At 62.1% G+C, this 17020-nt stretch carries 16 protein-coding genes; all 16 read left to right on the plus strand.

Annotated features, from left to right (window positions below; translation table 11 throughout):
* Positions 1-7: 7 nt before the first annotated feature.
* The 16 genes from GRI41_RS09420 to GRI41_RS09495 are packed head-to-tail and all read left to right on the plus strand — an operon-like array spanning position 8 to position 17019.
* Positions 8-577: a type IV conjugative transfer system protein TraE gene (locus GRI41_RS09420; protein ID WP_160604774.1), complete on the plus strand. Its 570-nt coding sequence runs from the start codon at positions 8-10 to the stop codon at positions 575-577.
* The gene (locus tag GRI41_RS09425) at positions 574-1389 is read left to right on the plus strand and encodes a type-F conjugative transfer system secretin TraK (RefSeq protein WP_160604775.1); all 816 of its coding nucleotides are present in this window, start codon (positions 574-576) and stop codon (positions 1387-1389) included. Before GRI41_RS09420 ends, GRI41_RS09425 begins: the two co-directional genes overlap by 4 nt.
* Positions 1389-2711, plus strand: coding sequence for a TrbI/VirB10 family protein (locus GRI41_RS09430; protein ID WP_160604776.1), 1323 nt, complete (start codon positions 1389-1391; stop codon positions 2709-2711). Before GRI41_RS09425 ends, GRI41_RS09430 begins: the two co-directional genes overlap by 1 nt.
* Positions 2708-3577 (plus strand): DsbC family protein, encoded by an 870-nt coding sequence (locus GRI41_RS09435; protein WP_160604777.1) that lies wholly within the window; start codon positions 2708-2710, stop codon positions 3575-3577. Before GRI41_RS09430 ends, GRI41_RS09435 begins: the two co-directional genes overlap by 4 nt.
* A complete protein-coding gene (locus GRI41_RS09440; protein ID WP_160604778.1) occupies positions 3574-4146 on the plus strand; it encodes a hypothetical protein in 573 nt (190 codons plus the stop codon). The genes GRI41_RS09435 and GRI41_RS09440 overlap by 4 nt, the downstream gene beginning before the upstream one ends.
* A complete protein-coding gene (gene traC, locus GRI41_RS09445; RefSeq protein ID WP_160604779.1) occupies positions 4143-6686 on the plus strand; it encodes a type IV secretion system protein TraC in 2544 nt (847 codons plus the stop codon). The genes GRI41_RS09440 and traC overlap by 4 nt, the downstream gene beginning before the upstream one ends.
* Complete coding sequence (locus GRI41_RS09450) at positions 6683-7063, plus strand: hypothetical protein (protein WP_160604780.1); 381 nt, start codon at positions 6683-6685, stop codon at positions 7061-7063. The genes traC and GRI41_RS09450 overlap by 4 nt, the downstream gene beginning before the upstream one ends.
* Complete coding sequence (locus GRI41_RS09455; RefSeq protein WP_202388785.1) at positions 7056-7442, plus strand: TrbI F-type domain-containing protein; 387 nt, start codon at positions 7056-7058, stop codon at positions 7440-7442. Before GRI41_RS09450 ends, GRI41_RS09455 begins: the two co-directional genes overlap by 8 nt.
* Positions 7439-7960: a S26 family signal peptidase gene (locus GRI41_RS09460; protein WP_160604781.1), complete on the plus strand. Its 522-nt coding sequence runs from the start codon at positions 7439-7441 to the stop codon at positions 7958-7960. The genes GRI41_RS09455 and GRI41_RS09460 overlap by 4 nt, the downstream gene beginning before the upstream one ends.
* Positions 7957-8592: a type-F conjugative transfer system protein TraW gene (traW, locus tag GRI41_RS09465; RefSeq protein WP_407985552.1), complete on the plus strand. Its 636-nt coding sequence runs from the start codon at positions 7957-7959 to the stop codon at positions 8590-8592. Before GRI41_RS09460 ends, traW begins: the two co-directional genes overlap by 4 nt.
* A complete protein-coding gene (traU, locus tag GRI41_RS09470) occupies positions 8589-9602 on the plus strand; it encodes a conjugal transfer pilus assembly protein TraU (RefSeq protein ID WP_160604782.1) in 1014 nt (337 codons plus the stop codon). Before traW ends, traU begins: the two co-directional genes overlap by 4 nt.
* Positions 9599-10348, plus strand: coding sequence for a type-F conjugative transfer system pilin assembly protein TrbC (trbC, locus tag GRI41_RS09475; RefSeq protein ID WP_160604783.1), 750 nt, complete (start codon positions 9599-9601; stop codon positions 10346-10348). The genes traU and trbC overlap by 4 nt, the downstream gene beginning before the upstream one ends.
* Entirely contained in the window at positions 10345-12066 is a 1722-nt protein-coding gene (locus GRI41_RS09480; protein ID WP_160604784.1) for a conjugal transfer protein TraN, read from the plus strand. The genes trbC and GRI41_RS09480 overlap by 4 nt, the downstream gene beginning before the upstream one ends.
* Complete coding sequence (locus GRI41_RS09485; protein WP_160604785.1) at positions 12063-12878, plus strand: conjugal transfer protein TraF; 816 nt, start codon at positions 12063-12065, stop codon at positions 12876-12878. The genes GRI41_RS09480 and GRI41_RS09485 overlap by 4 nt, the downstream gene beginning before the upstream one ends.
* On the plus strand, positions 12868-14304 hold the full coding sequence (locus tag GRI41_RS09490) for a conjugal transfer protein TraH (protein WP_160604786.1): 1437 nt from the start codon (positions 12868-12870) through the stop codon (positions 14302-14304). The genes GRI41_RS09485 and GRI41_RS09490 overlap by 11 nt, the downstream gene beginning before the upstream one ends.
* Before the next feature lie 12 nt (positions 14305-14316).
* A complete protein-coding gene (locus tag GRI41_RS09495; protein ID WP_160604787.1) occupies positions 14317-17019 on the plus strand; it encodes a conjugal transfer protein TraG N-terminal domain-containing protein in 2703 nt (900 codons plus the stop codon).
* Position 17020 lies beyond the last annotated feature (1 nt).

Consider the following 17020-nt stretch of genomic DNA (forward strand, 5'->3'; position numbering starts at 1 on the left):
AGCAATCATGCAAGCAGAATTCGCACACGAGCAGGCGCAGGGTTTCCTGCGGCAGCGCAACCGCTTCGCCGTGCTGGCAGGCGTTCTGGGCCTGACCACGCTGGTCAGCTTCGGCGCTGCCGCGACCCGCGACGAAAAGGTCGTGCTGGTGCCGATCACTGCCGAGCGGATCACCGTCTCGAGCGGCGGGGTCGACGCGCCCTATCTCGAGCTTGTCACCCGCGACACGGCGCTGATGCTCCTTAACCGGGCACCCGAAAGCCTCGACTACTGGATGGCCAACATCCTGAAGCTTGCCGATCCCGCTTCGCACGGTGCGCTCAAAGCTGAGCTCGTGCAGATCATCGAAGAACAGCGCGGCTCGGATATCTCCCAGGCCTTCGTGATCGCTCAGATACACGTCGATCCCAAGGGCCTCACATCCACGGTCGAAGGCACACTCAAGACCTTCGTCGGCGCGCAAGTGATCGCGAGCCAGCGCCGCTCCTTCCGTTTCCGCTGGTCGCAGCGCGGTCTCAGCCTCGCGCTCGCCGGCTTCGAACAACTTCCCACTGACAAAGAGGAACCTGGCCAATGAGCCTTCTCCCATCTCACCTCGCTGCTGCGCTTGCCGGTACCGGCCTTGCCTGTTTCGCGGTTGGCGCCACACGACGCCCCGATCCCGGGCTCAAGCTTAGCGGTCTTGTGGTGCTTGCTTTCGCACTTGCGCCGGTTCCGGCGCATGCCGACCAGTTCGTCGAGGCGGCCGACAACGCAACGATCGACTGCGAGCTGGCCCGCGGTGAGCTCACGCGGATCGCGCTCATCGATGACGGCTTTGCCAATGTCTCGAAGATCGCAAGCGGTTTTCCCTACAACGACTTCCAGGTGACGCACGAGCCGGTGCGCGGAGACATCTATATCTCCGTGCCTCCGCAATTTGCCGCTGCCCGCGTCAACTTCTTCGCCACCAGTAAAGCGGGCTATGTCTACAAGTTCGCCTGCCGCCTCGGCGGTCAGGAGGCGGCCCAGCTCTTTATTACCAATCCCGCGCTTGCCAAAAGCGAGGCGGCAGATTGGGAGGCCGAAACCGGCCCCGAAGACGCCGCGATACGCCTGATCGAAGCGATGGCAAAAGATGCCGTCCTGCCCGGTTTCACCGCACGCGTCGAAATCTCCGCGCCGCGCCGCACTGGCGGGATCGAGGTTCAGCTCGTCGCCGAATACCAAGGCGACGAGCTCACCGGACAGCGCTTTCTCGTGCGCAACCTCGGCAAGGAACGCCTTGCTCTTGCTGATGAGCGCGAAGCGCCTGCAGGCGCACTCGCCTTTGCTTATGGCCGCGAGAGTCTCGCCCCAGGCGAAGCCACCAGCGCCTTCCTCGTCTTCGCGAAGGGAGGGCTCAAGTGATGGCAGACGCACCAGCCAAACCCGAAAGCCCCAAGGCAAAGCCTGTGCCAGGCTCGCCGCAAGCCCGCGAGAGCGGACGTCGCAATCTCAATTCGCAGATAGCGCAGCGCCAGAAACTGCTGCTCGCCGGGATCGGAGCCATCGCGCTTATCGGCGGCGGCATGTTCATCTTCAGCGATGACGGTGACGACGCTGGCGCAGATGCGAATGGCGCTACGACGATCGACACCGGCAGCCTCGTTAACCGCAACCTGTCACAGCGCGAGTTCGTGGCCAGCTACGGCAACCGGCTCGATGCGCAGGGCAAGGCGATCAAGGATCTGGAAGAAGCCCAGCTGCCGCGCGCGCAAGTCCAGGAGGAACTCGAAGCGCTGCGCAGCGAGAACGCGCAGATGCGCTCCGACGGCCAGGCCGCCATCGATGCGATCTCGGCCGAGAACGCAGCATTGCGCTCGCAGCTGAGCCAGGCGTCGCGACCCGCGCCAGAACCTTTACCCGTGCCGCCACAGCCGGCCTATGGACCCGGGGTCGGAGCCGGTGCGGCAGTGCAGTCGCCGCGGGCCGGGGCACCGGCACAAGCCGGCGAACTCAGCCTGATGAGTTTCACCGACAATGCAGGCAAGGACGCAAAGCCGAAAGGCACCGAAAGTGCGCCGGCCCTGCTGCTCGAAGCGAGCCGCGATTACCTGCCGCCCAACAGCTATGCACCTGCAACGGTCATCGTCGGGGTCGATGCATCGACCGGCGTTGCGAGCCAGAGCGATCCGCTTCCCGTGGTCCTCAGGATCACCGGCCCGGCCCGCTCGGTGATGCGCGGCAATAAGCTGCTCACCACCGACATTACCGGTTGCCTCGTCAACGGCGCCGCGCGCGGCGATCTCTCGGCCGAGAAGGTCTACGTCAAACTAGTGCGCATGACCTGCGCGCAGCCCGGCGGGCGCTTCGCGGTGAGCGAAGTCAAAGGGTTCATCTCCTTTGCCGGCAAGTCCGGAGTGCGCGGCCGCGTGGTCAGCCGCGAAGGCAGCCTTGTCAGCCAGGCGCTGCTGGCCGGGATCGTCGGCGGTTTCGGACGTGGGTTTTCCGCCAACGCCAACGGCATCTTCGCAGGACAAGTTGGCAGTGACGGACAGCGCGAAGCGCTCTCGCCGACCGACATTCTTGCTGGCGGGTTCGGCCAGGGCGCGGGCGACGCTGCTGATACGGTCAGCCGCTACCTCATTGAACGCGCAGAACAATATCAACCAGTCGTCGAGATGCCGACCGGCATCGAGGTCGAGATCGTCTTTCTCGACGGCGTCCATGTCAGGAGCTCTTCCCAATGAACTACCATGATTACCGGCCGGGCCTCAAGGCCCGCGCCGCCCACCTCGCCCTGGCCTGCTCAGGTGCCGCCGCCGTGCTTACCCTCGGGGTCTCGGCCGTCACGGCCATGCCGGCATCGGCTGCGGCGCTGGCGAGCGATGTTGCGCAGGCCCTGAAGCTGCGCCTGCCCAAAACGCCCATCGATGCAATCGACTGCGACAGGCTCGGACCATGGTGTGAAGTCGTCTCGAACGACACGCTCTTCTATATCGACGAGACCGCCCGCTACCTGTTCGTCGGCCGGCTCTATGACATGGAAGAGCGGCGCGACGTGACCGCTGCGCGGCTGCTCGAACTCAACCCCGACCTGCTTGCCGCCAGTGCGCCGCGGGCCGGAGGCGAAGCCCGGTCGGGCCGTGACGGGCCAACAAGAACGGCGGCCGCCCATGTCGATCTCTCGACGCTGCCCGCAGTTGGCGCGATCCATTGGGGCAACCCCAGGGGCGAAAAGCTCGTGGTCTTCTCGGACTTTCAATGCGGCTATTGCCAACGCCTCGCCGGCGAACTCGCCAAGGCCAAGGTCCATGTCGAAGAGCGACCGATTTCAATCTTCGGTGTAGCGAGCCGCAAGCTCTCCGAAGCCGTGATCTGCGCGAAGGATCCGGTAAAGGCTCTGCATGCGGCCTATGCCGAACAGGCTCCTGCGAGCGGCAAGAGCTGCAGTCAAGCCAAGGCGCTCGATGCCAACGAGGCCTTTGCCAAGGCCAACGGTTTCAACGGTACGCCGGTGATCGTGCGCGCCCGCGATGGAGCGGTGATCCATGGCTACCGCGATGCTGCAACAATCCGCCGCTTCGCGGCCGGAGCGAAGGGAAGCGGACAATGAGCCGGCTTTCGATCCCGCGGGCAGCCGCGCTGGCAGCGCCGCTGGTCCTCGCCAGCGCATGCACCAGCTTTGGAAGCAATGTGAGCGGCAGTTTTGCCTGCCGTGCGCCTGATGGAACCTGCGCGCCCACCTCGGCGATCGATGCCGGGGCGACCGGTATCGACCGGGCTGACGCCAAAGAAGCGTACCGCCCTGTGCCCAGAACTGGCGAAGCAGTGCGGCGTCTGCAGGTCGTCATCGCTGCGTACCGCGATGAAGCGGGCCGCGACCATGAAGCGCGGGTCGTGCACCTGACCCTGCCCGAAGCTGTCGGAGCGGGTTGGCGCGCACCGCAAGGGCGGCGGGACATTCTGCGCTCATTGGGCGCGACTATTGCATCAATGCGCGAGGCAAACCGCGCACCTCAAGACAAGCACAACGAAGAATTGCCGGAACAGCTGTTTATCCCCCTGCAGCCCGTTCCGGCGATGCCCGGCGCCAACGCGCCGGAACCCGGGGGACCTGGCTCGTTTTCCCCTCCCCGCGAGCCGGTCCCCCACCCTGACACAAATGAAGGAGAGAGCCAGTGACGCTATCCCTTGCTGCTGCGCGCGATGCGCTATCGCGCAAGCTTTTTTCCGACACATCGCGACCAGAAAGAGAGCGGGCGCATTTCGGGCTCGATATGCTTTCCGACTGGCTCCCTTACAGGGTCTATGACGAAGCTGCGAAGCTCTACCGCAACGCGCGCTCAAAAGGCTTTGTCCTCGAAGTCACTCCGCTGATCGGGGCCGACGAACAGACCGGTGAGATCCTCGGGCAGTTCTTCTCCGAAGGGCTGCCGCAGGGTGCCTGCCTCCAGGTTCTAAACTTCGCATCCCCGCGGATCGGTAATGTCGTATCTCCCTGGTTCGCCCCGCGCTACGAGCAGGGCGGGATCTACGAGGCCATCGCCAGGGCCCGCACCAACCGCCTCTATGATCTCGTCTGGAATTCGGGTTCGGCGCATGCTCCCTTCCATGCCCGCAATGTCCGGGTGATCGTCTCGCTCGGCGTGCCGGTGCCCGGCAGCGTGAGCGATGCCGAGCTTTCCGAATGCCGCGAAGGGCTGATGGGCATGCTCCATTCGCTCGGACTACAAGCACAGGAGCTGCGCCCGAACGGGTTGCTGGCGCTGATCGACGAACTGACCTCGCCCACCACGGCGCACGAGCCGGACACGCATAGCTGGAATCCGCACGATACGCTCGATACCCAAGCGATCCGGCGCGATGTCGAACTCGAAGTCGAAGATGATCGGATGATCCTCAGGACCGAGCGGTTCCGCGAGACCGGGCGCGATGCGCACGGCAATCCCGAAGTGGGCGAATGCTATCCCGACCATTTCGATGTGCGCCATTATGCCGTTCGCTCGACCCCCGAACGCTGGGCGCCCTGGGAATGCGCTCGGCTTATCGGCGACATGTTCGCCGATAAGCTTCGGTTCCCCTGTCCTACGGCAACGATGCTGTGCCTCGTCTATCCAGACCAGGAAGCCGCCTCGGCGCGGGCCGGGTTCAAGTTCATGCGAACAACCAGCCTCAGCCAGACCAAGAGCGCGAGCTTCCTGCCCAAACTTGCCGAACAGTCGGCCGAATGGCGCCATGTCCAGGCCGAGCTCCAGGCGGGCAAGAAGCTCGTCAAACTCTTCTACGGGCTCACCAGCATTTCGCCACTCGGTGATGGCGATGCGCATGAGCGCGTGATCAAGGCGATATACAAGGCAGCCGGATGGGACCTCTCCGATGAACGCTTCCTCCAGCTGCAAGGCCTCGTTGCTGCCTTTCCACTAAGCCTTGCGGACGGGCTTGACCACGACATGGCGCGCCTTAAGCGCCTCAAGACCATGCTCTCGACCACGGCGGCGCATATCGCGCCCATGCAAGGCGAGTATCTGGGTGGTGCCATCCCGCATTTGCTGCTCGTCGGCCGGCGCGGCCAGCCCTTCTGGTGGTCGCCCTTCGAGAACGATGCAGGCAACCACAATATCGCGATTTGTGGCAAGTCGGGTTCAGGCAAGTCCGTGCTCTTGCAGGAGCTTTGCGCGGCTTTGCGCGGAGCGGGCGCCAAGGTCGTCGTGATCGATGACGGGCGCAGTTTCGAGCATTCGGTCAAGCTCCAGGGCGGGCGCTTTGTTGAGTTCACGCTCGCCTCGGGTTTCTCGCTCAATCCGTTCTCGATGGTCGATGATGCGCGCGCGCACGAAGACGAGGATTACCGGCTCGACTGTTTCGCGATGATCAAGGCCATGGTCGGCCAGATGGCGCGGCCAAGCTCTGCGCCCAGTGATACCGAGCGCGGCCTGATCGATCAGGCCGTCACCGCAACTTGGGAGGCGCTCGGCAGCGGCGCCTCGGTCGATGATGTCGCGCGCGCGCTGCAAGGCTCGGAAAGCGAAGCGGGCCGCGATCTTGCCACCGCGATCGCGCCCTTCTGCCGCGGCGGCAGCTATGGCGGGTTCTTCTCCGGCAAGGCGAGCTTCGCGCTCGACGATGATTTCACCGTCTTCGAGATGAGCGATCTTGCAAGCCGCGAGGAACTCAGAAGCGTGGTTCTCTCGGCGATCATGTTCATGACGGGCCAGGCGATGACGCGCACATCGCGTGCTACGAAGAAGCTGCTGCTGATCGACGAGGCCTGGGCGATGCTCAAAGGCGGCTCGATGGGCGAGTTCGTTGAAAGCTATGCCCGGACCGCGCGCAAATATGGCGGCGCGCTCGCGACCGCGACCCAGTCCTTGAACGACTATTACAAGTCCGATGGCGCGCGCGCTGCGCTGGAGAACAGCGACTGGATGCTGGTGCTCCAGCAGAAGGCCGAGACGATTGCGGATTTCCGGGCGAACGCTCGGCTCGACATGGACGACCGCACCGAGACGCTGATCCGCTCATTGAAGCGTTCGGGCACCGAATACAGCGAGATCTTCATCAAGGGGCCCGAGACCGAGGCCGTCGGCCGGCTCGTGCTCGATCCCTTTTCCGCGACGATCTATTCTTCCGATCCCGACACCTATGCCGCGATCCAGGATTATGAGCGGCGCGGGCACTCTCTCTCCGATGCGATCCGCATGGTCGCAGGAGGTGGGCAATGATGGTCTCTCATCTGACCGACCGGGTCGAACCGCCAAATGCCAGAGCGCTCCTGCCCATCATGCAGGGGACATGCTTCGTTCTGATCGAAACGACGCGCTTTGCTGCAACGTCGCTTTGCATCGCGCTTGGTCTGCCGCTCGCTCTGTTCCTGTTTGTCGCGGGCTGGGACTTGCACACGCTTTTCGCGCAGCTGGGCAATCTCTCGGACCGTTACCTTGAAGCGGACGCCCTGCGCCGCAGCCTGTTCAGCTCGGACCTCCAGATTTGCTTCCTGATCACGGGCGGCGCGGTGACGCTGTTTCGCATGCCGCGCTTTCTGCAGCGGCTGATCGACGATCTCGAGATCAAATCCGAAAAGGAGCGGCGCCATGACTGATACGAGTCAATCGCCATCTTTCAAGCGCGCCCTGCTGGTGCGGATTGTAGCGGTGCTAGCGATCGCTGCAGCACTTCTTTGGGCAGCGTGGGTCAGCCGCGAGCTGAGCGAGCCGCGCCAGGAAATCGTCACCGTCCGGCTCGCCGAGACCATTGCCGCTTTCGTCGATGCCGAGGCGCGCGGGGCACAGGATCCCGAAGCGAGCCAGGCGCGCGTGCTCGCCTTCCTGAAAGCCTCCGAACGCGCGGTGACAGAGATGGGAACAAATGGCCGCGTGGTGCTGGTCGGTGAAGCGGTGCTCGCCGGCGGTGTTCCCGACGCAACCGATGAACTCCGCATGCGGATTGCCCGCCAGCTCGGACAAGGAGGCGAGCAATGACAAGCCTCTCCAAACGGATCGTCCAGACACTCAAACGTCCGCTCGTGCTGACCGCGCTGGTCCTGCTTCCCCTCGGATGGAGCGCTGTTGATGCTTTCAGCAAAGATCACGCCTTTCTGATCAATGCGAGCCCGAGTCTGCCCAACTGGGCCTTCTGGCTCGATAAGCATGCACCAATCGAGCGCGGCAGCCTGATCTTTTTTGCACCACCGCAAAGCGAGCTCGTCGAAGCGCACTTCGGAGAAGGCGCGCAGCTCTTCGGCAAGCGTGTGCTCGGAGTGCCTGGTGATGTCGTGAGCCACAAGGGCCAAGTAGTGTTCGTCAACGGCAAGCAAGTCGCCACCCGCCTCGAAGAGACCAGCCTCGGCATCGGGCTTCACAAAGGCCCTGAAGGTCCGATCCCCGAAGGCTGCTTCTACACCGGGACCAGCCATCCGCGCGGGCTCGACAGCCGCTACGCCGAGATCGGTTTTGTCTGCCGCGGCCAGATTCTCGGCAGCGGGAGGACAATCCTGTGAGAAAGCTTCTGGCCCCATCGATCCTGCTCGCGGTCCTGCTTTGCCCGTCTCAGGCTCTGGCCCGGGACTATGGCCAACGCGGGACAGTGTTTCCGGTGATCGAACGCGACCTGCTCGAACAGATCCATTCCCGCCTCACCCAGATGGAACAATCGGGAGAGACCGCGCGGCTCAACAACGAACTGAAGCGTCGCACAATTGCGCGAGTGAACCGGCCTGATCCCGTCGCCGGACTTGTCCGGGCCAGCGAAGCCCGACGCTGGAGTTTCGATCCAACGATCACGCTCGCTGCCGATATAACAGGTGCGAAGGGCGAGCTGATCCATGCCGCGGGAACAAAGGTCAATCCGCTGGACAGCGTGCAGCTGCGCAGCACCCTTCTGTTTCTCGACGGCGACGATCCCGACCAGCTTGCCTGGGCGCTGAAGCAGGATGCCAGTGCCAAGCTGATCCTCGTAAAAGGAGCCCCGCTCGAGCTGATGAAGGCCCGCCAGCGCCGCTTCTATTTCGACCAGGGCGGCAAGCTAACGGCCAAATTTGGCATTAAATCTGTGCCGGCGCGCGTGCGCCAGGACGGTCGGTTGCTCGAGATCAGCGAGATCGCGCTGCCACCCCGAGAGGCCCGGCCATGAGCAGTATCCGAGCCTTTCTCATCCTTGTCACAGCGTCATTGTCGCTCGCCTTTGCTTCGCCAGCTTCTGCCGATGCCGGGCCGGGCAAATGCACAGGCAGCTTCGTCAATCCGATCACCGACATCTGCTGGTCTTGCCTCTTCCCGATCTCGATTGGCGGGCTCGATATCTGGCCCAGCAATCGTCCCGATCCCGACAACCCCGACCTGCCCGTGTGCCTGTGCGGGCTTCGGCCCGGCATCGCGATGGGCTTCTGGGAACCTGTGCGGCTTGCCGATGTCAGCATGAAGCCGTGGTGTTTCGTGAATCTCGGCGGGATAAAGCTCGATCCCGGCTTCGATATCGGGTTTCGCTCGATCTCTGGTCCCTCGGCTGTGGGCGGCGCGAGCCAGTATTATTCGAGCTGGCACGTCCATTGGTACGCCTATCCGCTGATCTACTGGATGGAGATCGTCGCCGATTTCCTGTGCCTCGAGCCCGGTTCGATCGACATTCTCTATATCTCGGAGATCGATCCGCTGTGGCAGGACAGCGAGCTAACCGCGATCATCAACCCAGAGGCCGTGCTCTTCGCCAACCCGCTGGCGCTTGCCGCTTGCGCTGCGGATTGCGCCGCATCGACCGCCAACTTGCCGCTCGACGAGATGTTCTGGTGCGCGGGCTGCCAGGGATCGATGTACCCGATGAACGGCAATGTCTCGGCATCGATCGGGCATGTTCAGGCCTCGCGGCTCGTGCTCTCGCGCTTTGCTTACAAGCTCCACCGCGAACTCGTCTCGTGGGGAACGATGGGCTCCAAAGGCCTGTGCGGCAAATATCTGATGCCGGTGATGAGGAAGCAGCAATACCGCTTCCAGGCGACCAATCCCAATCCGGCGACAAGCGGACGCTACGCCTGCCCGCCAATCGGCACCTCCACCACCCTTCAGGAACCCGGACAGATGATCCCCGCCATCGGCGAAGACATGGGATACCTCGTCTGGCGCAAAAGGAATTGCTGCGCACTATGAACAAGCATCTCATCATTTTGCCCGTTGGCCTCACACTTTCGCTGGGCGGCCTAGCGCTCGCCCAGAGCGTTCCCGACGGCATCGACCTCGACACGATCCGCGAGCGCGCAGCGCAGCATACCGAAGAAGCGCAAGCGCTCGCCACCAATGTCCGCGAACGTGCCGAAGCCCTGACCAGGGATGCGCAGGCCGTACAAGTTCAGGCGCAGGCCAACCGCGCATCCTATGCCGACAGTACAGCTGTCACCGAGACGGACGCCGTCCTCGACCTGGACGCGATGATCGCAAATCAGGCCGCGGCCGAGAAAGCAGTGCTTGAAGGGACTCCGCGCTTCATTGCCTTTGCCAGCCTGTCAATGCCGCCGGCAGCGTTGAAGGCGCTTGTCCATGACATGACGCGGGCCGGCGGGGTCACCGTCCTGCGCGGCTTCCCGCAAGGAAACAGCGAAGCCTTCAAGAAGCGCTTGGCTGCGATCTGGAGCGATAGCAACGATGCCGGTTCGCTCGGCATCGATCCGAGACTGTTTCGGGCCTTTCAGATCAAAGCTGCGCCTAGCTTCGTCATGCTGAGCACCGATTTTGCGCCGTGCGATGGGTTCGACTGCACCAGCAACGTGCCGCCGCACGACCGCATCGCAGGCAATATCAGCGTTGGAGAGGTGCTTGAGACATTCGCCTCTGGCCGTGGGCCGGGCGCAGAGCTCGCCCGCCTTCATCAGAACCGCCTGGAAGGAGATCAGCGATGAGGCTCCGCGCATTCGCAACCGGAGCGGCATTGCTCGCCTGCCTGCTGGCCTTGCCTACAGCAGCACAACAGCAAGACGCGAGAGCCGATGGCAAGACCTTCGCAGAGAGCCTGCGCGGTGCTGCCCAGCAAGCCGCGCAGGGCCAGCCAGAAGCGGTCGACCTCCCCAATTACGACCGACAAGCGGTGCGAGACCTCGAACGGCTTGCCGACAATCCGGATCAGATCGAGGCCGCTTCCGGGTCCGCATCGCGCAACCATCAAGGCCATCGCCTGATGCGCGACAGCCTGGCCAATCGCGCCCGCTTTGAAAGCGACGACATTGAAGCGGTTATCGCCCGCAGTCTGGCAATCAATGAAGCTCCGCTCGATTATACCAGTGGTATGTCGATTTCGGGCAGCCAAGGCGAATGCGTGCCTCTGCCGCCTGGTTCCGGGTCAGCTGGCACTTACACCGCGACATGCAACACAGGCACAAGGATCGAGCAATCCCAGGGGCAATGCTCTGTACCGCTCGTCGCCAGCGTGACCCAGCGCCAGCAATGGCATTATTTCTGCAATGAGACCGGCTTTGCTGCGAACGTGCCGCTCTGCACCAGTTTTGATCAAGGACAGTGCCGGATCACAGGTTATCGACCGGGACCCTGCCTGCAATGGCGCGATGTCGGATATCGCCGCTTTTGCACCGAGCCCGGTGATCCGATCGCTGAAATTGCCTGTGATGCTCCAGACTCGCGCTACTCCCCCTATGCGATCACCACTCAAAACACGGTCGACACCGCTCGCGATGAAACCCAATGCCGTCCCTTTGCTGACGACGGCGATTGCACGCTCGAGGCCGAAATCTGCAGTGATGATAGCCCCCAAACCCGTATCATCGATGGGGTGGCGGTCACACAAAGTTGCTGGGAATGGGAACGCCAATACAGCTGCACATCGCGCGAAGCAGCAAGCGATTGCTCGGACATTGAGCAGCTGGGCACCTGCCGCTTTGTTCGCGAAGAATGCATCACCGACGAGACGCCATGTGAGACATGGGAGCGCGTCTACGAATGCCCGCTGCCAGAGACGGAGAACTCGCAGCAATTTGTTTGCGACGGCGATGTCTATTGCATCGACGGGTCGTGCGAGACGATCGAGCGCACCGCCAATGACGAATTCAAGGATGCGGTCACCGCTCTCCATGCAATGGACGAAGCGCGAGGGGCATTCGATCCGGACACGCTGACGCTGTTCCGCGGCACCCGAAACACCTGCTCGTCCAAGGTCTTTGGCGTTCTCAACTGTTGCAAGGGGAAAGGCTTTCCACTGATCCCCGGCATCAGCCTGCTGGTCGCGCTTGGCTGCGACCGCGAAGAAGTTTTGCTCCACGAACGCGATGCCCAAGGCCTGTGCGCCTATGTTGGGACCTATTGCTCGAAGAAATTCCTCGGCGTCTGCCTAACCAAGAGAAAGGCCTATTGCTGCTTTGAGAGCAAGCTATCGCGCATTCTCCAGGAACAAGGCCGCAAACAGCTCCCCAAGCCCTGGGACAAACCCAAGGAAGAGCAATGCGAGGGCTTCACCCTCGACGAGTTCGCGCAGCTTGATCTCAGCCAAATGGATTTCAGCGAAGTCTATGCGGAATTTACCGAGGCGGCGCGGCTTCCCGACGAGCTCGAGACCAGCGTCCTCATCCAACAAAAGATCGAAGACTATTACGCAAGGAGTGGCCAATGACGCGCCGCCAATTGATCGTCGCCCTGACCTTGTGGCTCGCCACTCTAACACCCGCCCCGGCAGCCGCGCAGCAAAGCCAGACGGCAGAGGCGGCCACGACAGCTGACAGCCTCTACTGCGAGCAGCGCCGGCTTGGTTACTGGTTCTATTGCGTCAAGTCGGTCCCGGCAGCCGAACCCGAAAAGGATCAGCCTGCGACAGAGGTTGCGGCTACGCAGCAGCTCGACGCGATCACCGAAGAATTGCGCGAGTTGAAAGCCCGCGCGATCCTTTATCCGACACCGGAGAACGTCACCGCCTACATCCGTTTTCAGCGGGCGCAACTCGACCGGGCTTCGCTGTTCTCCGATGTCTGGCAGCGCGCCATCTGGCAGGATCCCGAACTCGACTACACGCTTGAGCGCCCGGTCGGCGCGCTTGCCAAAAAGCAATGGCAGGATGCGCGCGCTGCCGACCGCGATGCGGTGATGGCGCGGCTCTCCGAGCGCTACGGCCTGTTCTATTTCTTTGCCCAGACCTGCGGGGCTTGCGAGGTCATGAGCCCAATCGTCAGATCGGTCGCGGATCGCTGGCGTATCACGGTGCGGGCGATCTCAACCGACGGCGGACCCTCGCGGCATTTCCCCGATTACAAGGTCGAAAGCGGCCAGCGTCCGCGCATGGGTCTCGAGCCCGGGATCACCCCAGCGCTGGTGCTGTGGGACAGCCTCGCCAAGCGCCCGATCCCAATCGGTTACGGCGTTCTCTCCGCCGACGAACTTCAGGACCGCATCTACCTCCTCACTGCCAAGGAAGCCGGACATGATTACTAGCATTCGCAACGCGGCGCTCACCCTAGCCGCAGCCAGCATGGCCGCATCACCGGTCGCCGCAAATGTAGGCGACAGCATGGACCGGTTCATGGACGATATGGGCGCGGCAGCGAACGTCACCGGTCCAACTGCCTTCGAAGGCCAGTCAGCAGGCTATTACAGCCTCGGCAATGTCTGGACGCGCTTTCCGCAAAAGACGACCAACATCGCCAATTTGCAACTCCCGAGAGCGCGGGCCGGCTGCGGCGGGATCGACATTTTCGCCGGGTCCTTTTCCTTCATCAATGCAAGCGAGATGGTCGCGCTCATGAAGGCGGTCGCGAACAACGCGGTCGGGTTCGCCTTCAGCCTGGCGATCGATACCGTCTGCCCCGAGTGCAACAAGATCATGCAGGAGTTCAGTCAGAAAGCGCAGCTGATGAACAATCTCTCGATCAACTCCTGCGAGATGGCGCAAGGGTTAGTCGGCGGCATCTGGCCCAAGGGCGATCTGGCCGACAAGGCGATCTGCGAGGCGATCGGAAATTCGGAAGGGATCTTCACCGATTACGCCGCAGCCAAGCATGGCTGCGGAACCCGCGGACAGCGCGCTTCGACCAATGAAAGCGCAGGCTCCGACTACACAGACGTCAATCCCGGCGTCGCGCGCAACTACACCTGGCACGTCCTCAAAAAGAGCGCCTTCTTTAACCCCGGCGGGACTTTCGACCGAGACCTCGCCGAATATGCGATGACGCTTATCGGCACGGTGATCTATGTTCCACCAAGCGATGACGAGGCGGGCAAGTTCGTGCCGTTCGCAGGCGATGCCTCATCAACTCTGGTAACTGCGCTACTTGACGGGACACAGGCTCAGTCAGTGCGGGTGTTCCGATGCGATGAGCCCGACCAGTGCCTCGATCCGACCTTCCAGCAGATGAGCCTGACGAGCGCGAAAGCTATCCGACCTCGTGTGGCGCGGCTGATTGGTAGCATGGTCGAGGCGATCCGCAGCGATACCGCGATTGGGAACGAAGAGAAGGAGCTACTGCAGGTAGCCTCGGTCCCGCTCTACAAGATCCTGACAGTTCAGGCCGCCTACGGACGCGGCATGCCCACTGATGATCGCGACACGCTTGCCGAGATAGCCAGCATCGATCTTCTCTATGCCATACTCGAAAGGATAACGGCCGAGGCTGGCCGGTCGATGGCAAGCTTCATCGCGGCCGATGAAGCCAAGCTCGCCATCTGGCGCGCTCAGGTCGCCGAAGTACGGTCCAGCCTCTCACAGCGACAGGCAACCGGCCAAGCGCGGGTCTCGGCCATCCTGCAGATCATCGAGAAGACGGCGATGATCGAGAACATGCTTGCAGCGTCGATGTCGCCGTCGATGGCCGCTGCCCTCGACTGGTCACGCGGGATGCAGTCCCGCTCGATCATTCCATAGGGAGAAGACGGAATGGTCGAGATCTTCACGATTGGCGGCGGCGAATACATCGTCAATGTCCTCAACGCTGTCGCCGCATGGACCGGCGCTGGCGGCTATAAGAGCCTGATCCAGGTCGCGCTCGTAATGGGCATGGCACTGGCCGTCATCGTGGTGGCGTTTAACCAGGATTGGCGCGCATGGCTCAATTGGTTCCTCGGCGCGACGTTGATCTATATGTGCCTGATGGTGCCGCGGATGGACGTGCAGGTGACCGACCGCGTCAATCCCAGCCTGGCACCGGCAACGGTCGCCAATGTCCCTCTCGGGCTCGCCCTGATGGCGAGTTTCACCAGTCAGGCGGGTGATTATCTGACCCGCTCGGCCGAGCTCGTCTTTGGCCTGCCCGACGACCTCAATTATTCGAAGAACGGCATGATCTACGGCGCGCGCCTCTTTGAGGCGACGAAATCGCTACGCATTGCCGATCCTGAGTTCGCCACCAACTTCGACGAACACGTCCAGCAATGCGTGTTCTATGACCTATTGCTCGGCCGCTACTCGATGAAGGAGCTTTCTGAGAGCGACGACATCTGGGCAAGCATTGCGCCGGGAAGTGCGGCACGAGCGCAGCAATTCCTCACCCGGCAAGCCGACGATAGCGTCACGGCTTCGATTATCACCTGCCGCGAAGCCTACACCGCGCTTTCCGGTCAATGGGCGAACATGATCGATGAGATGACGCTGGTGGCAGGACGCCAGCTCTATCCGCGCCAGAGCGAAGCGCTTGCCAAGGCCAAGCTGATGGCGGACCTGCCGGTCGCTTACCAATATCTCACCGGCATCTCTCGCAGCGCGAGCGACATCTTCCGCCAGGTCCTGACCATCAACGCCATGAACCAGGCAATGCACGGCTTTGCCGGATCGAGCGGGACGAGCAGTGTGGATGTGTTTGCGCAGACGCGGGCCGATATCCAGACAGAGCGCACCTATTCCTCGATTGCGCATAACGCCATGAAATGGGTGCCGATCCTTAATGTCGTGCTGACCGTGGTGTTCTACGCTCTGTTCCCGGTCCTCTTCCCACTTTTCCTGATGCCCAAGACAGGTCCGATTGCGCTCAGAGGCTACGTCACTGGTTTCTTCTATCTCGCCGCCTGGGGGCCGCTCTTCGTGATCCTGCACATGATCCTTATGTTCAAGGGTGCCGGCGATGTCGCTGCTGCCGGCGGCAGTTCAGGTCTCAGTCTTGCGACCTTTGCCGGAATGAGCGATGTCAACAGCGATATCGGCATTCTCGCTGGTTATCTTGTGGCCTCAATTCCGTTTCTCGCTGGTGGGGTGGCGCGCGGAGCGCTGGCGATCTCAGGGCAAGCGACGAGCTATCTGAACCCAAGCCAGAACGCAGCCGAAGAAGCTGCACGCGACGCCAGCACGGGCAATGTCTCTCTGGGCAACTCGAACATCGACAATTCAAACGTGTTCTCGCGGCAGTTCGCTCAAGGAAACCTCGCACCCAATATCGCCTATGGTGCGACGCAGACGCGCAGCATCAGCGACAACGGCACTCAGACGACCAGCTTTCCCGATGGCGAGTTCGCTGCAGTCCCGAATTCGAGTTACCCGTTCACCCCGACGCTTGGTCAGGAATTCTCAAGCAGGTTGTCGACCATGGCGAGCGAGAGCCGCAGCCAGAGCGAAACCTTCTCCAACCTCGCACAGCAATCGACAAGCTCGGCGGTCACTCGCTTTAGCGAGCTGCGCGATGCCTACACCCGGTCGCGGTCCAATGAGACGGTCAGCGGAACGTCAACCAATGACAGCATTGGCCGAACCTTCAGCGAGCTCGACAATGCGTCCAACACCCTGCAGCAGCAGTTCGGCCTGTCGCGCCGGGCATCGGATGACATCACGGTCTCCTGGTTCTTGAATGGTGACGGAGGCTTGGGAGTAAAAGGAGAACGTGGGTCTGTCGCTGGGAACTTGGGGCTCAAAGGCGGTCGCAATCAGAGCTGGACCGACAGCGATATCGGTATCGCCTCTGAAGATCGTTCGCGTATCGAAAGTGCGCTCAGCCAAATCTCCGATAGCCAGAACTGGTCAAGCTCGAGAGAAGGCTTCTTCCGTGAGACCAGTTCAAGCTCAGAAGCGCTTGTCTCGAGTAGCGCAGCCGGTGTCACAACTTCACTCACTGAAGCGCAGAGCTATACGCTTGAAGCGCGCCGCGCCGAAGAGATAGCCAATCGGCTCGAGAGCCAGGCCAGCTGGTATGAAAGTTCCAATGCAGCGGGAACTTTGAATCTGAGCCAGACCTACCGAGAATGGGGCATGGCGGAGATCGAAGCCAATCGCGATTATTACGGCCAGACGCGTTTTGATGACATCGATTTCCAGATGAGCGCGCAAGGACAGCAGCTGCAAGCGCGGTTTGTGGAAAGCTACGCTGACGGGCTCAATGATGAGATCGCGAGCGAACTTGTCTTGCCTGATGCAGCGCCAGTGACACGGCCCAATGTTGGAAGCGCAAGCAGTGTACGTGGCGAGGTTCAGCTTGGCGGCGTTCCAAGCTCGCTCGGAGATCCGTCAGATGGTAGAGATGAGATCGCGCGCGATGTCAGCCAGAGGCAGAGAGAGGGCTCTCGAAGTGTCGAGCAACGAAGAGGAAGGCTTGATCGGACTACACGGGATGCGCGAGGAGCTTCCGCCGAGGCAGCCGACGATGTGAAGGAATGGTAGG

The sequence above is a fragment of the Pontixanthobacter aquaemixtae genome (assembly GCF_009827395.1).
Taxonomy (GTDB): Bacteria; Pseudomonadota; Alphaproteobacteria; order Sphingomonadales; family Sphingomonadaceae; genus Pontixanthobacter; species Pontixanthobacter aquaemixtae.

Excerpts from the sequence above, each read along its gene's own strand:
- GRI41_RS09480 (WP_160604784.1), top strand. The coding sequence starts at position 10,345 with ATGAGGCTCCGCGCATTCGCAACCGGAGCGGCATTGCTCGCCTGCCTG.
- GRI41_RS09420 (WP_160604774.1), top strand. The coding sequence starts at position 8 with ATGCAAGCAGAATTCGCACACGAGCAGGCGCAGGGTTTCCTGCGGCAG.
- GRI41_RS09430 (WP_160604776.1), top strand. The coding sequence starts at position 1,389 with ATGGCAGACGCACCAGCCAAACCCGAAAGCCCCAAGGCAAAGCCTGTG.
- GRI41_RS09460 (WP_160604781.1), top strand. The coding sequence starts at position 7,439 with ATGACAAGCCTCTCCAAACGGATCGTCCAGACACTCAAACGTCCGCTC.
- GRI41_RS09435 (WP_160604777.1), top strand. The coding sequence starts at position 2,708 with ATGAACTACCATGATTACCGGCCGGGCCTCAAGGCCCGCGCCGCCCAC.
- GRI41_RS09425 (WP_160604775.1), top strand. The coding sequence starts at position 574 with ATGAGCCTTCTCCCATCTCACCTCGCTGCTGCGCTTGCCGGTACCGGC.
- GRI41_RS09485 (WP_160604785.1), top strand. The coding sequence starts at position 12,063 with ATGACGCGCCGCCAATTGATCGTCGCCCTGACCTTGTGGCTCGCCACT.
- GRI41_RS09490 (WP_160604786.1), top strand. The coding sequence starts at position 12,868 with ATGATTACTAGCATTCGCAACGCGGCGCTCACCCTAGCCGCAGCCAGC.
- trbC (WP_160604783.1), top strand. The coding sequence starts at position 9,599 with ATGAACAAGCATCTCATCATTTTGCCCGTTGGCCTCACACTTTCGCTG.
- GRI41_RS09495 (WP_160604787.1), top strand. The coding sequence starts at position 14,317 with ATGGTCGAGATCTTCACGATTGGCGGCGGCGAATACATCGTCAATGTC.
- GRI41_RS09450 (WP_160604780.1), top strand. The coding sequence starts at position 6,683 with ATGATGGTCTCTCATCTGACCGACCGGGTCGAACCGCCAAATGCCAGA.
- GRI41_RS09440 (WP_160604778.1), top strand. The coding sequence starts at position 3,574 with ATGAGCCGGCTTTCGATCCCGCGGGCAGCCGCGCTGGCAGCGCCGCTG.
- GRI41_RS09455 (WP_202388785.1), top strand. The coding sequence starts at position 7,056 with ATGACTGATACGAGTCAATCGCCATCTTTCAAGCGCGCCCTGCTGGTG.
- traU (WP_160604782.1), top strand. The coding sequence starts at position 8,589 with ATGAGCAGTATCCGAGCCTTTCTCATCCTTGTCACAGCGTCATTGTCG.